The 13,058-nt window shown below is 72.3% G+C and carries 13 protein-coding genes, 1 other RNA gene and 1 pseudogene; 8 read left to right on the forward strand and 7 right to left on the reverse strand.

Annotated elements, in window-relative coordinates:
* Together J1792_RS29580 and J1792_RS29585 are read right to left on the reverse strand one after the other, a co-directional pair.
* Nucleotides 1-1,392, reverse strand: a complete 1,392-nt coding sequence (locus J1792_RS29580; protein WP_086572579.1) for a multidrug effflux MFS transporter — start codon at nucleotides 1,390-1,392, stop codon at nucleotides 1-3.
* 153 nt (nucleotides 1,393-1,545) lie between these two features.
* Nucleotides 1,546-3,027: an alkaline phosphatase D family protein gene (locus tag J1792_RS29585; RefSeq protein ID WP_207248578.1), complete on the reverse strand. Its 1,482-nt coding sequence runs from the start codon at nucleotides 3,025-3,027 to the stop codon at nucleotides 1,546-1,548.
* Nucleotides 3,028-3,272: 245 nt separating this feature from the next.
* On the opposite strand from J1792_RS29585, the gene J1792_RS29590 reads away from it, so the two are divergent.
* The 6 genes from J1792_RS29590 (at nucleotide 3,273) to J1792_RS29615 (ending at nucleotide 6,512) form a co-directional block, all read left to right on the forward strand.
* The gene (locus J1792_RS29590) at nucleotides 3,273-3,824 is read left to right on the forward strand and encodes a superoxide dismutase family protein (protein ID WP_086574903.1); all 552 of its coding nucleotides are present in this window, start codon (nucleotides 3,273-3,275) and stop codon (nucleotides 3,822-3,824) included.
* Nucleotides 3,825-4,167: 343 nt separating this feature from the next.
* A complete protein-coding gene (locus J1792_RS29595) occupies nucleotides 4,168-5,091 on the forward strand; it encodes a hypothetical protein (protein ID WP_207248579.1) in 924 nt (307 codons plus the stop codon).
* Between the two features lie 48 nt (nucleotides 5,092-5,139).
* Nucleotides 5,140-5,475, forward strand: a complete 336-nt coding sequence (locus J1792_RS29600) for a hypothetical protein (protein ID WP_207248580.1) — start codon at nucleotides 5,140-5,142, stop codon at nucleotides 5,473-5,475.
* Nucleotides 5,476-5,588: 113 nt separating this feature from the next.
* Nucleotides 5,589-5,909 carry a hypothetical protein gene (locus tag J1792_RS29605; RefSeq protein WP_086575475.1) on the forward strand — a complete coding sequence of 107 codons (321 nt, stop codon included), beginning with the start codon at nucleotides 5,589-5,591 and terminating at the stop codon, nucleotides 5,907-5,909.
* Nucleotides 5,906-6,163, forward strand: coding sequence for a type II toxin-antitoxin system RelE family toxin (locus tag J1792_RS29610; RefSeq protein ID WP_086575473.1), 258 nt, complete (start codon nucleotides 5,906-5,908; stop codon nucleotides 6,161-6,163). The genes J1792_RS29605 and J1792_RS29610 overlap by 4 nt, the downstream gene beginning before the upstream one ends.
* A gap of 193 nt (nucleotides 6,164-6,356) precedes the next feature.
* Nucleotides 6,357-6,512 (forward strand): hypothetical protein, encoded by a 156-nt coding sequence (locus J1792_RS29615; RefSeq protein WP_179199173.1) that lies wholly within the window; start codon nucleotides 6,357-6,359, stop codon nucleotides 6,510-6,512.
* Nucleotides 6,513-6,611: 99 nt separating this feature from the next.
* Here J1792_RS29615 and rnpB read toward each other — a convergent pair.
* Nucleotides 6,612-7,021: RNase P RNA component class A (gene rnpB, locus J1792_RS29620), an RNA gene on the reverse strand.
* Nucleotides 7,022-7,050: 29 nt separating this feature from the next.
* Nucleotides 7,051-8,517 (reverse strand): annotated as a pseudogene (locus J1792_RS29625) (RNB domain-containing ribonuclease).
* A 173-nt stretch (nucleotides 8,518-8,690) separates the two neighbouring features.
* Here J1792_RS29625 and yaaA point away from each other — a divergent pair.
* Both yaaA and J1792_RS34670 read left to right on the forward strand, forming a co-directional pair.
* Nucleotides 8,691-9,491, forward strand: a complete 801-nt coding sequence (yaaA, locus tag J1792_RS29630; protein ID WP_086569122.1) for a peroxide stress protein YaaA — start codon at nucleotides 8,691-8,693, stop codon at nucleotides 9,489-9,491.
* Between the two features lie 322 nt (nucleotides 9,492-9,813).
* Nucleotides 9,814-10,122, forward strand: coding sequence for a hypothetical protein (locus J1792_RS34670; protein WP_242646807.1), 309 nt, complete (start codon nucleotides 9,814-9,816; stop codon nucleotides 10,120-10,122).
* Nucleotides 10,123-10,232: 110 nt separating this feature from the next.
* Here J1792_RS34670 and J1792_RS29640 read toward each other — a convergent pair whose 3' ends face one another.
* From J1792_RS29640 to J1792_RS29650, 3 genes are read right to left on the reverse strand one after another with little or no spacing between them, the layout of a single operon-like run.
* Nucleotides 10,233-11,396 carry a bifunctional RNase H/acid phosphatase gene (locus J1792_RS29640; protein ID WP_086569118.1) on the reverse strand — a complete coding sequence of 388 codons (1,164 nt, stop codon included), beginning with the start codon at nucleotides 11,394-11,396 and terminating at the stop codon, nucleotides 10,233-10,235.
* 6 nt (nucleotides 11,397-11,402) lie between these two features.
* Nucleotides 11,403-12,146, reverse strand: a complete 744-nt coding sequence (locus J1792_RS35515) for a zinc ribbon domain-containing protein (RefSeq protein WP_086569117.1) — start codon at nucleotides 12,144-12,146, stop codon at nucleotides 11,403-11,405.
* Nucleotides 12,147-12,159: 13 nt separating this feature from the next.
* Nucleotides 12,160-13,002 carry a Nif3-like dinuclear metal center hexameric protein gene (locus J1792_RS29650; RefSeq protein ID WP_086569115.1) on the reverse strand — a complete coding sequence of 281 codons (843 nt, stop codon included), beginning with the start codon at nucleotides 13,000-13,002 and terminating at the stop codon, nucleotides 12,160-12,162.
* Nucleotides 13,003-13,058: the final 56 nt, after the last annotated feature.

A 13,058-nucleotide genomic window follows, 5' to 3' on the forward strand; every position in this document is an offset into this window, starting at 1 on the left:
TTAGGCGGCTGCCGTGTCTGCTGTTGCTTCTGTGACTCCTGTGGCGGTCCTTTCCGCCGCTCCCGCCCCTTCTGCCCTTTCCGACCCTGTAGTCCCTGCAGCCCCTTCAGGCCCGTCCGAAGCCTCCGGCCGCTTCCGCCACGGCCGGCACAGCCCGGCGAAGCAGACGAGGGCCGCCAGCGCGCAGGCCAGCTGGACGGCCGCCATGGGCACCGCCGTCCCCTCCCCCGCGATCCCGACGAGCGGGGAGGCGACGGCCCCGAGCAGGAAGGTGGACGTCCCCAGCAGGGCGGACGCGGAGCCGGCGGCGTTGCCGGAGCGCATCAGGGCCTGGGCGTTGGTGTTGGGCATGGCCAGGCCCATCGCGGACATCAGCACGAAGAGCCCGGCCGCGACGGGCGCCAGCCCCACCCGGCCGAACACCCCGGAGGCCATCACGAGCAGGGCCGCCGACGCGACGGCGATGACGCTCAGGCCCACCGCCAGGACCTTGTCCATGCTGACGCGGCCGACCAGCAGCTTGCCATTGATCTGGCCGACGACGACGAGCCCCACGGAGTTGACGCCGAAGAGCAGACTGAAGGTCTGCGGCGACGCCCCGTAGATGGCCTGGATGACGAAGGGCGAGGCGGAGATGTAGGCGAAGAGCGCGGAGAAGGCGAAGCCGCCCGCGAGCATGTAGCCGGTGAAGACGCGGTCGGCGAGCAGGCCCCGCATGGCCCGCAGCGCCTCGCCCAGCCCGCCGGCCTGCCGGCGGTCCGGCGGCAGCGTCTCGTCCAGCCGGCGCCAGACGAGGAGGGTGAGGAGGAGGCCGATGGCGGTGAGGACGACGAAGACGCCGCGCCAGTCGGTCAGCCGCAGGATCTGCCCGCCGATGAGCGGCGCCGCGACGGGGGCGACGCCGGAGATCAGCATGAGGGTGGAGAAGAAGCGGGCCATGGCCACGCCGTCGTAGAGGTCACGGACGACCGCGCGGGCGATGACGATGCCGGCCGCGCCGGCCAGCCCCTGGAGCAGGCGGAAGGCGATCAGCAGCCCGGCGTCGGGCGCCAGGGCGCAGGCGGCGGTGGCCAGGACATAGATCACCATGCCGGCCAGGAGGGGGCGCCGGCGCCCCCACTTGTCGCTCATCGGGCCGACGACGAGCTGGCCCAGCGCCATGCCCATGAGGCAGGCGGTCAGGGTGAGCTGGACGGTCGCCGCGGGAGAGCGCAGGGCGTCGGTGACCTCCGGCAGGGCCGGGAGGTACATGTCCATGGACAGCGGCGGGACGGCCGTGAGGCCGCCGAGGATGAGGGTGACGAGCAGACTGGTGCGGCGAGCGGCCGCGGAGGCGGCGGGACGGCCGGTGCTCCGGCCGTCTGCCGCCTGGGAGCGGCCGGGGTCCGTCATGGGTGACTCCATGGAAGAATCTGCAACTTTCAAGAGACTTCCATGGTGTCATGAGCGACCCCGGTGCGTGTCCCTTACATCTGGTGATCTGCGCTACGTACGGCGCTGCCGCGTCCGGCACTGCCGCGTACGCCCTGAAGGCGCGCGCCCGCGCTACGCCCGGCTGAAGCCCGGCGCCCCGGCCTCGGAGACGAACCGGGCGGCGGTGGAGATGTCCCCGCCCGGTGTCACGACCCCGCTCACCGTGCGGAAGTCGGCCTGCAGCCGGCTCCGGTCGAGCGTGACGACCACGTACCCGCGGCGGGCGTCGTAGTACTTCATGTGCGGGTTGGCCGCCAGCATCAGATTCCAGTCGTCCGGGCGCTCCTCGCCGTCGAAGCCGCTGGAGACGGACGTGCCGACCACCTCGACGCCCAGGGTGCGGGAGCCGGGGTCGTCGAAGTCCCGCTTGACGTCCATGGCGTAGTGGACGTGGACGTCGCCGGAGAGGACGACCAGGTTCTCCACGCCCGCCCGCTCCACGCCGGCCAGCACGCGCTCGCGGGACGCGGGATAGCCGTCCCAGGCGTCCATCGACACCTCGGAGCGGTCGGCGGTGGTGTTCTTGCGCCGGCTGAAGGCGACCTGCTGGGCTATGACGTTCCAGCGGGCGGTGGAGGCGCTCAGACCGTCGAGGAGCCAGCGCTCCTGGGCGTCCCCGGTGATCGTGCGGGCGGGGTCCTCGGACTCGGGCCCCGGGTACTTCCAGCCGTCGCCGTACGCCTGGTCGGAGCGGTACTGCCGGGTGTCGAGGATGTCGAGCTGCGCCAGCCGCCCGTAGTGGAAGCGGCGGTAGAGGGGCATGTCGGGCCCGGTGGGCCGGAGCGCCTCGCGCAGCGGCATGTTCTCCCAGTACGCCTGGTAGGCGGCGGCGCGCCGGGCGCGGAAGACGTCGACGGGGTCGTTGTTCTGGGAGACCAGCCCCGCGTAGTTGTTCTCCACCTCGTGGTCGTCCCAGGTGACGAACCAGGGGTGCGCGGCGTGCGCGGCCTGCAGGTCGGGGTCGGACTTGCCGAGCGCGTACCGCAGGCGGTAGTCGGTCAGGTTCCAGGTCCAGTGGTCGAAGAACTCCGGGAGCGGATCGTCGGTGTACTGCCGCGCACCGGCCTGGGCGTTGATGGCGTTCTCGTAGATGTAGTCCCCGATGCAGAGGACGGCGTCGAGGTCCTCCCGGGCGAGATGGCCCAGGGCGGTGTAGTAGCCCTCGTCGTACTGCATGCAGGACACGACCGCGAACCCGACGCCGTCCGGCACGGCGTCCGCCGCGGGAGCGGTACGGGTGCGGCCCACGGGGCTGATCCATCTGCCGACCCGGAACCGGTACCAGTAGACGCCGCCGGGATCCAGGCCGCGTACCTCGAGGTGCACGGTGTGGTTGTCGGCGGCGGGTGCGGGAACGGTGCCGCTCTGCCGGAGCCGCCGGAACGATTCGTCGCAGGCCAGTTCCCACTGGACGTCGACGGCGCCCTCGGCGGGCAGGCCGTTGCCCGGCTCGTAGGGACGGGGAGCGAGCCTGGTCCACAGGACGACGGAGTCGGGCAGGCAGTCGCCGGAGGCCACGCCGAGGGTGAAGGGATTCTCGGTGAGGGGGGTCATGCCTTCAGACTGCGCGGGACGGGGGTGACTGTGAAGGCCTGTGGGGCCGAATATTTGACGCTACGTCAGGGGCTCGCGGCGAAGGGCGGGGCGGTGTCCTCGGGCGTTCACGCCCCGGTACGCCGAGGCGCTCACCCGCGTTCGCCGCGCGGGGGTACGGGGGCTCGTTACCGTGGGTCGGGGGCATGGCCCGGACCGGGCAGTCGCCGGGGCAGTCGCGCAGTTCGCGCTGGAAGAGGTGGATTATGGCCGTTCTCGTATCAGTGCTCGCCGCCGCGATGGCCGTCGTGTCGCCCATGACGGGGGCGGCCGATCCCGAGGTCTTCGTGGGCGGCCAGTTCCGGGCCGCCGGAGGCGGCGCGCATCAGGCGGTGACCTTCGACGCCAAGGCGATACCGAGCGGTAGCCGGGTCACGGTCGTGGAGAGCCCCGGCGCCGGCACGACCCGCGTCGAACTGCGCCTGGACGGCGTTCAGCCGAACCGCACGTTCGGCGCGCATGTCCACACCCAGCCGTGCGGCAGCACGCCCGAGGCGTCCGGGCCGCACTACCAGAACGTCAAGGACCCCCAGCAGCCGTCGACCGACCCCGCGTACGCCAACCCCCTCAACGAGGTGTGGCTCGACTTCACCACCGACGCGCGCGGCGGCGCCCATTCCTCGGCGACCGTGGCATGGCGCTTCCGCCCCGGCGAGGCACGCTCCGTCGTCATCCACGACCACGCCACCGACACCACCCCCGGCCACGCCGGAACGGCCGGAGCCCGGCTCGCCTGCGTGAACGTGCCCTTCAGCTGAGCCCTGGGCCCTGACCCTGCTCCGGGCGAGGCATCATAGAGACGCGCACTGCCTGGTGGACCGACCGCCGGGCAGTGCGTGCAGGATCTGTTCGGGCCGGGCGCTTCCGCGCGCGGCGGGCGGACGGGGCGGCCTCTCCGCCAAGCATCTTGCATTTATGCGCGAATCGCGCCCGTCGGCAATTCGGAATTCGCCTGAGCCGGACTCCAGAATTCCGCCGGCTGCACGTTCGGAACGGTAATCGGAGGGGCTCAACTTCACTTCTGTGAAAAGGATTGACCCTGCCCACGCGGCACTGCTACCACAAAGGGCATCGATTCTTCCGCAGATGAGGAGTGGCGATATGCTGCGCATCGATGTCAGCATTTTCTCCGGCCGTCCCGACCCGTCCTGGATCATCACCGACGAGAGTGTGGTGAGAAATCTGTTGTCGGATGTGGCCGATGCGGCGGAAGAGGCGGTGGGGATACCGGGAGCGGGGTACGACGGCCTGGGATACCGCGAAGTCGTGGTCTCCGCCGTCAGCGACGACGAGCCCTGGCCGGAGTCCGTACCCCGCAGTTTCTCCCTGGGCACCCTGGGCGCCCGCAACCCGGGCCGCTCGGCCGAGCTGGCCCGCCACGTCGTGGAGGGCATGACCCGCCACACGGACACGCGGCTGGCCGAGCACGAACAGACCCCGCTCGACGACGGGCTGCGCGAGCTGGTGCTCGGCGAGATCGACGCCTTCGCGGCCGAACCGCCGGCCTGGACCCGCTCCCCGGCGCTCCCCGCGCACCCGCTGCGAACGACCGCCCGGGAAATCGAACCGGCCGCCACCTGTTACATCGAATTCGGCCAGTTCAACCCCGGCTTCTGGAACACCCCACAAGTCCAGCCGCGCAACAACTGCTACAACTACGCGCGCAACATACGCACCGACACCTTCGCCCAGCCCGGCCGGGCGCACAGCGCCCAGACCGGGACCATGGCCTGCCCGAACGTCACCAACGCCGCCCTCGCCGACGGTTTCGTCCGCCGCTTCCAATGCCTGCCGGACAGCGAGAAACCCCGCTGGCTCACAGCGCTTGTCATCTGGCCGGGCTACGACTTCCACTGGTACCGGCTCCAGAGCGGCAATTTCTGGGGCCACAAGCCCGGCTCGACGCCGGCCCGGGACTACGACAACAGCGGCAACCGGATCACCAACCCGGAAACGTGCAACCGCGGAAATTACCGCGACTTCTGCGGCTACTTCTACGCCGGACGCTCGGTCGTCATCAGGTGACCGGGCCGGCCGTCGTCAGCCGAAGCCGAGCGGAGTAAAAAGAGACCGATGCTGGTGGAACTGGACCTCTTCAGCGGCCGCCCCGCCCCTCGCTGGCGCCTCGACCCCGGCGCCGCCGAGGAGTTCCGCACGCTCACGGCCGCCCTCCCACCGGCCGGCACGGCATCCCGGCCCCGGACGCCGGGGCTGGGCTACCGCGGCTTCATCGTCACGGACGGCGACAAGGTGACCCGCGTCTTCGCCGGCCACGTCACCGAGGGCACCACACCCCGGGCCGACCCGGACAGAACCCTGGAACACTGGCTCCTCTCCCGCCTCCCACCCCTCCACCACCTCCGCCCCATGGTGACCGCGGCCCTCGCCGAGAACGACCGGGACGGCTGACACCTGGGGCGGCTCGGCCCCGCCGGTGCGGTGCCGTCGCGGAGCCGGGGCGCTCCGGAGCGTGACGCCCAAAGAACACCCACCGGCCCCGGCGCGGCGGCATACTGACTGCCATGTCGACGCCACGAACGACGGAACTCCCCGACATCCCGCGCACCATCGGCGGGATCGCTGCCGCTCTCGAAACGCACTGGCAGGACAAGTTCTGGGACGACGTACGTCGTATCCACGACGGGATCTCGGCCCGCATGACCATCGACGACTGGTGGCGGCAGGCCGTCATCGACACCGCCGGCGAAGACACTGTCAGGCGCGCCACGCTTGAGGACGCCGCCGATCTGCATCTGATCGAGCTCGCCAAAGCCGACAGCGACGGCATCACCATGAGTCACGATGAGGCCATGGCCGTCTACGAGCAGACGCAGGTGTCGTGAGGTACACGCTGATCTGGGCCAACGACACCGCCCGCAAGCTGCGGGAACTGCGTCAGCGCGACGGGAATGCGGTCAAGCCGTTCCACGACGCCATCAACGGCCTCGTCCGCGACCCCCGCCCGTCGGCCGCTGTGCGCATGGGCGGGACGACCTCCTATCGACTGCACATCGGGAAGTACCGGGCCCTGTACGAAATCAGCGACAGCAAAGTGTCCGTGACGGTGCTGATGATCGGCAACACCCCGGTCCGATGATCCGGCAGTAGGCGCCTGTCACGGAATCGCTCACGCAAGGGAGCCCACATGAGCGCGCACCCGGTGGAACACGGTGACGAGCCGGTCATCGAACGTCCGGACAGAAGCATCTCCGCGCTCAGACAAGCCCTTGCCCGCGTGGCCCCGTCGAAGCTGCCGCTGATGGAGTCCGAACGGGACGAGGTGCTGGGCGGTGACGGTGGAGATCGAGCGTCACCCCGGGGTGGCCCGTCGGCTCCATGAAGCCGAGCGTGCCGTCCGGACGGCCACGGACGAGGAGACCATGCGCTCCGCCGCGCGTGAGGCGGCCGATATCAAGGCGGCCGCCCGTCGGGCGGTCGGCGAGTGAGCGACGGCTGGGCATCGACTCCCCGATGGCGCCAGGGCATGGAAAAGACCCTCTGACCCGCATTTCAGCTGGTCAGAGGGCCTTCCCTCAGTCGATCGACGGACGAGTCGGCCTGTACGCCGGGTTCTGTCTCCCGGTCCCCTCGCGGGGGCCGGGGAGGCGGCCATCCATCTAGGCCTGCCGTTGCCGACAGGCTCGTGCGGTCTACCCGCGGACTCGGGCGGGCAGCCCTCGATCGTCCGCGCAGGGTTGTCGCCGTGAAGCGACCGCCCCTCTTGACCTTGCTCCGGGTGGGGTTTACCTAGCCGTCCGAGTCACCTCGGACGCTGGTGGTCTCTTACACCACCGTTTCACCCTTACCGGGAATCCGAAGATCCCCGGCGGTCTGTTTTCTGTGGCACTGTCCCGCGGGTCACCCCGGGTGGGCGTTACCCACCACCCTGCCGTGTGGAGCCCGGACGTTCCTCGAAGGACCGGTGAAGGTCCCTCGCGGCCGCCCGGCCGGCTCGTCCGCCGTGACGACCATGTTACCGGCCGCTCACGCGGGGGCGAACCACACCTTCTCGCGTCCGGGGTTCGCCTGGATGACCCGGACCTGCAGGCGCTTGCCCAGCGGCAGCGCGGGCCCGTCGCCGTCGCCCTCGACGTGGCCGACGACGGCCGGGTCGTAGAGGTGGACGGTGCCGGCCGTCGGGCGGGCGTCGAGGACGTCCACGACGTAGGCGTCGAAGACCTCGCCGATCCGGTCGCGCAGCAGTGCCGCCTCGACGAGGTCCACGCACGCGCGTTCGGCCTCGGCCGCCCGGCGGGCGCCGCGCTCCATTTCGGCGGGGAGGGTGTCGAGGGCGGCCCGTACCCATTCGGGGGCGTCGAGTCCGGCGGACGCGGCCAGGCAGAGTTCGCTCGTGTAGCGGTCGACGAGGCGGCGCAGGGGGTGCGGTGCAGTGGGTGTAGGGGGCGGCGACGGCGGCGTGGCCGGGGTCGGGGGCAGGGGGTGGAGGGAGGGGCGTTCGCGGTCGAAGACGGTGTAGCCCGCGCCGCGCAGCAGGGTGGTGCATTCCTGCAGGAAGGCGGCTTGCTGGGTGTCCTTGGGGTTCAGGGCGCGGACGACGACGGCGTACGGCATGGTTTCGGGCCAGGTCACGCCGAGGGCCCGCGCCACGCGTCGCAGTCGGGCGACGGCGTTCTCGGGGGCGGCGGGGAGGGCGCGCAGGATGCCGTTGCCGGCGGCGAGCATCAGCTGGGCGGCGGCCATGCCGGTCATGAGGGAGATCTGGGCGTTCCAGGCCTCCGCCGGCAGGCGGGCGCGGTAGGAGAGCTCGTAGTGGCTGTCGTCGCGCCGGACGACCTCCTGTTCCGGCACGTTCAGGGAGATGCCGCCGCGGGTGCGCTCGAGTTCCTCGCGTCGCAGGCCGATGTCGCGCAGCAGGGACAGCGGCTCCTCCGCCGTGCCGGTGTCGAGGGCCCGCTGGACCGCGGCGTAGTCCAGCCGTGCCCGGCTGCGGACGATCGCGCGCCGTACGTCGGTGGCGACGACGTTGCCGTCGGTGTCGAGGTCGAGGCGCCAGAGCACGGCGGGCCGGTCGTGGTCGGGCAGGAGGCTGGCCGCGTCCTCGCCGAGTACGCGGGGGTGGAGGGGGATGCGGGTGTCGGGGTAGTAGAGGGTGACGACCCGGGCGTGGGTCTCCTGGTCCAGTGCGCCGCCGGGGGTGACGAAGGCGGCGATGTCGGCGATGGCGTAGTACACGCGGAAGCCGCCCGCCTCCCGCCGGGTCAGGTACATGGCCTGGTCCAGGTCCATCGCCCCCGGTGGGTCGATGGTGAACAGCGGTACGTCCGTCGCGTCGTAGGCGGGCATGCGGGGGCGTCGCGCGGCCCGCTTGGCCTCGGCGAGCACGGCGGGCGGGAAGGACCGGGGCGCGTGGGTCCGCTCGCGCAGCTCGCGCAGGGCGGACACCAGCGGGGCGTGTGCGGTGTCCGTCACGTGCAGGGGGCGCCGGGGCATGGCACCGAGCGTATGGGCGGTGCGGGCGCGCGGCACGGCGAGTGTGGCGGACGGCGTTAGGGTGCACGGAGGCCGGGCGTGCGCCGCTCCGGCCGTGATCGTGCGGCGGGACCGGTGAGCGGTGTCCGCGGGTGGTGAACCGGGTGGTGAGCCCGGTAGTGAAGGAGAACGACGTGCTCGTGCTGTTGCCGCCGTCCGAGGGGAAGGCCGCCGGTGGGACCGGGCCGGCCCTCGAGGCCGGGTCGCTGTCCCTGCGGGGGCTGGGCCCGGCGCGGGAGACGGTGCTGGCCGAGCTCGTGGAGCTGTGCTCAGGGGACGAGGACAAGGCTGCCGAGGTCCTGGGCCTGAGCCCGGGCCTGCGCGGCGAGATCGCGAAGAACGCCGGGCTGCGGACGGCGCCCACCCGCCCCGCCGGGGAGATCTACACCGGCGTCCTCTACGACGCACTGGACCTCGCCACCCTGACCCCGGCGGCGCGGGAGGCGGCGCGGCGGTCGCTGCTCGTCTTCTCCGGCCTGTGGGGTGCCGTGCGGGTCGACGACGCGATCCCCTCCTACCGCTGCTCGATGGGGGTCCGGCTGCCGGGTCTGGGGGCGCTCGGCGCGTACTGGCGCGGTCCCATGGCCGAGGCCCTGCCCGAGGCGGCGGGCGACGGACTGGTCCTGGACCTGCGGTCGGCGGCCTACGCCACGGCCTGGAAGCCGAAGGGCGAGCTCGCGGAGCGCACGGCGACCGTGCGGGTGCTGCAGTCGAGGATCGTGCAGGGCGTGGAGAAGCGGTCGGTCGTCAGCCACTTCAACAAGGCGACGAAGGGCCGGCTCGTGCGGGACCTGCTGAGCGCCGGGTACGAGCCCGCGTCGCCGGCCGAGCTCGCGGAGGCGCTGCGCGCGCTGGGCTATGCCGTCGAGGGGGACGCCGCCCCGGCGAAGGCCGGAAAGCCGTACGCCCTCGACGTCGTCGTCACCGAGCTCTGAGCGCTCCGCTGGGAGTGCGTTCGCGTTCGTCCGCGGGCCGGTGGGGGCAGGTCGCGCAGTTCCCCGCGCCCCTTACGGGGCGCGGGTACCGCACTGGGAACAGTCGCGGCGGAGAGCCGGTCACCCGTACGGGGGGATCGTGCGGCACGCCGCGCGGGGCCGGACCGGCGGCGGCCCGTGCCGTGGCCGTGGCCTGGACGAACACCGACCGGCGGTTCGCCGATCGGATGTGAACGCCGGTGACCGGCGGGGCGATAACGTGCTGCTCGCCATGAACGATTTCGTTGACGAAGCACGCTCGCGAGTCGCACATCTGCTCCGGATGGCCAATACGACCGACGGCCGGATCAGGGCACAGATCATCGAGTACGCCGACACCACGCCCGAGCCGCCGGTCATAAGCCGGGGGGCCGGGATCGTCACCAGCGGCTGCCGGCGCTGCCTGCGCACGGCGTGGCGCCAGCACGACTCCGAGGGCCCGCTGTGGGTGTGCGGCACGTGCGGGCATGTGGAGCCGATCGTGGTGCGGTGCCCGCACTGCGACATCGACATGACGCCGCCGCGCATCGGCGACCCGGACCGCTGGGAGTGCCCCGGCTGCGAGTGGGTCGCCTCCACCACCGACCGCTGACGTTCACCGACCGCTGACGCTCGCGAGCAGCACGTACGTACGCCGAGGGCCCCCGTCGTGGACGACGGGGGCCCCTCGAACGTCCGCCCGGGCAGGCCGGGCGGCGGGTGCTAGCGCAGGTGGGACGTGTCGTTCAGCAGCCGCACCGAGGCGTTGCCGTCCGCGTAGTAGGCCACCGCCGACAGCGACGCCGCCGACAGCTCCATGCGGAACAGCGACTCCGGCGGCGCGCCCAGCGCGAGCCGGACCAGCGTCTTGACCGGGGTCACATGCGTGACCAGCAGCACCGTGCGGCCCGCGTACCGGGTCAGCAGCCGGTCGCGGGCGACGGCCATGCGCCGTGCCACGGTCGCGAAGCTCTCGCCGCCGCCGGTGGGCGCGGCCTTGGAGGAGGCCAGCCAGGCGTCCAGGTCGGCGGGGTGACGCTCCTTGACCTCGGCGAAGGTCAGGCCTTCCCAGGCGCCGAAGTCGGCCTCGCGCAGGCCCTCGTCGACGCGGACCTCGAGGCCGAGGGCCTTGGCCACGGCCTCGGCGGTCTGCCGGGTGCGGCGCATGGGCGAGCTGACGATCGCCTGGATGGTGCCGCGCGCGGCCAGTGCCGCCGCGACGGCCTCGGCCTGGCGACGGCCGGCCTCCGACAGCTCGGGGTCCGTGCCCCCGCTGCCAGAGAAACGCTTCTGCGGCGTCAGCGCGGTCTCGCCGTGGCGCAGCAGGACGAAGGTCGTGGGCGCGCCGAGGTCGGCCGCGGCTCCCCAGCCGACGGGAACGGCCTTCGGCTCCTCCAGCGGCTCGGCGGCCGGGACGGCGGCCTGCGCCGCGACGGCGAGGCCCGCGGCCGAGCCGCCCGGCTCCCACTGCCGGCCCGCCTTGCCGGCGTCCATCGCCTCGTTGGCCAGCCGGTCCGCGTGCTTGTTCTTCTCGCGCGGGATCCACTCGTACGAGACCTGGTCGGCCGGGTAGACGCGCTGGGCCCGTGCGGCCAGCGGCTTCATGTCCGGGTGCTTGATCTTCCAGCGTCCGGACATCTGCTCGACGACGAGCTTGGAGTCCATGCGGACCTGGACGACGGCGTCCGGGTCGAGGGCCTTGGCGGCCTCGAGCCCGGCGATGAGGCCCTTGTACTCGGCGACGTTGTTGGTGGCCGTGCCGATGAAGGCGGCCGCCTCGGCCAGCGCCTCGCCCGTCGCGGCGTCGAGGACCACCGCGCCGTAGCCGGCGGGCCCCGGGTTGCCCCGGGAGCCGCCGTCCGCCTCGACGATGAAGCGATTCGCCATCGCTGTCTAGAGGCCCGACTCGGGCGTACGGACCAGGATGCGGCGGCAGTTCTCGCAGCGCACCACGGTGTCCGCGGCGGCCGCGCGCACCTCGTTCAGCTCGGTGATGTTCAGCTCCAGGCGGCAGCCCTCGCAGCGGCGCTGGTAGAGGCGGGCGGCGCCGACGCCGCCGGACTGGGTGCGCAGCTTGTCGTAGAGCTTGATGAGGTCGGCCGGGATGGAGGCGGCGACGATCTCGCGCTCCTTGGTGACGCCGGCGATCTCGGCGTCGATCTCGGCGGTGGCGGCGTCGCGGCGCGTGACGGCGTCGTCGACCTTGGCCTGCACGGAGGAGACGCGGCCGGTCAGCTCGGTCACGCGCTCCTGGGCGGCCTCGCGGCGCTCCATGACCTCGAGGACGACGTCCTCCAGGTCGCCCTGGCGCTTGGCGAGGGAGGCGACCTCGTGCTGGAGGTTCTCCAGGTCCTTGGGGGACATGCCGGCGCCGGAGTCCAGGCGCTGCTGGTCGCGGGCGGCGCGCTGGCGGACCTGGTCGACGTCCTGCTCGGCCTTGGTCTGCTCGCGGGCGCAGTCGCTCTCCTCGGTCTGCGCGGCGACGAGCAGGTCGCGGTGCTGGGTGAGGTCGCCCTCGAGGGAGGTGATCTCGGCGTGCTCGGGCAGGCTCTTCCGCTTGTGGGCGAGCTGCGTCAGGCGGACGTCGAGGGCCTGGAGATCGAGAAGACGGATCTGGTCGGCGGGCGCGGCGTTCAGTGGAGGCTCCTGATTAGTGGTGGTTGGGGGCGGACGACGCCGCGTGGGCGGTCCAGGGGTCGGTGACCGTGCGCGAGACGTGGGTGCGCAGGCCCCAGCCGTGGCGGTCGGAAATCTCGTCGAGCTGGGCGGCGGCCTGCTCGGTCCAGGGCCACTCGGTGGCCCAGTGGGCGGCGTCGACCAGCGCGAGCGGGCTGTGCGCCCGCGCCTCGGAGGCGGGGTGGTGGCGCAGGTCGGCGGTGACGTAGGCGTCGACGCCGGCGGCGCGCACCTGGTCGAAGAGGGAGTCGCCGGAGCCGCCGCAGACGGCGACCGTGCGGATGGTGCGCTCGGGGTCGCCGGCGACGCGGATGCCCTGGGCGGTGGCGGGCAGCCGCTTGGCGGCGCGCTCGGCGAACTCGCCCAGGCTCATGGGCGGGTCGAGTTCGCACAGCCGGCCCAGGCCGCGGCGGCCGGAGGGGTCGGCCGGGTCGGGCACGAGGGGGCCGGTGACGCGCAGGTCGAGGGCGCCGGCGAGGGCGTCGGAGACGCCGGGGTCGGCGCTGTCGGCGTTGGTGTGCGCGACGTGCAGGGCGATGTCGTTCTTGATGAGGGTGTGCACGGCGCGGCCCTTGAAGGTGCCGGCCGAGACCGTCGTCGTCCCGCGCAGGTAGAGGGGGTGATGGGTGACGAGCAGGTCGGCGCCGAGCTGTACGGCCTCGTCGACGACTTCCTGCACGGGGTCGACGGCGAACAGGACCCGGCCGATCTCGGCCTCGGGTTCGCCGCAGACCGTACCGACGGCGTCCCACTGCTCGGCCCGCTCCGGGGGCCAGAGGGCTTCGAGGGCGGCGATGACTTCAGACAGTACGGGCACGGAGGAAAGGCTACCTTCCTCCGTGCCCGCCGTTCGCTGACGCTTGCTGCCCTACT

The sequence above is a fragment of the Streptomyces triculaminicus genome, from assembly GCF_017349075.1.
In the GTDB taxonomy this organism is placed as follows: Bacteria; Actinomycetota; Actinomycetes; order Streptomycetales; family Streptomycetaceae; genus Streptomyces; species Streptomyces triculaminicus.

What these genes read in the sequence shown, in the direction of transcription:
- J1792_RS29580 (WP_086572579.1), bottom strand. Translation starts at nt 1,392, where the DNA reads ATGACGGACCCCGGCCGCTCCCAGGCGGCAGACGGCCGGAGCACCGGC.
- J1792_RS29585 (WP_207248578.1), bottom strand. Translation starts at nt 3,027, where the DNA reads ATGACCCCCCTCACCGAGAATCCCTTCACCCTCGGCGTGGCCTCCGGC.
- J1792_RS29590 (WP_086574903.1), top strand. Translation starts at nt 3,273, where the DNA reads ATGGCCGTTCTCGTATCAGTGCTCGCCGCCGCGATGGCCGTCGTGTCG.
- J1792_RS29595 (WP_207248579.1), top strand. Translation starts at nt 4,168, where the DNA reads ATGCTGCGCATCGATGTCAGCATTTTCTCCGGCCGTCCCGACCCGTCC.
- J1792_RS29600 (WP_207248580.1), top strand. Translation starts at nt 5,140, where the DNA reads ATGCTGGTGGAACTGGACCTCTTCAGCGGCCGCCCCGCCCCTCGCTGG.
- J1792_RS29605 (WP_086575475.1), top strand. Translation starts at nt 5,589, where the DNA reads ATGTCGACGCCACGAACGACGGAACTCCCCGACATCCCGCGCACCATC.
- J1792_RS34670 (WP_242646807.1), top strand. Translation starts at nt 9,814, where the DNA reads ATGGCCAATACGACCGACGGCCGGATCAGGGCACAGATCATCGAGTAC.
- J1792_RS29640 (WP_086569118.1), bottom strand. Translation starts at nt 11,396, where the DNA reads ATGGCGAATCGCTTCATCGTCGAGGCGGACGGCGGCTCCCGGGGCAAC.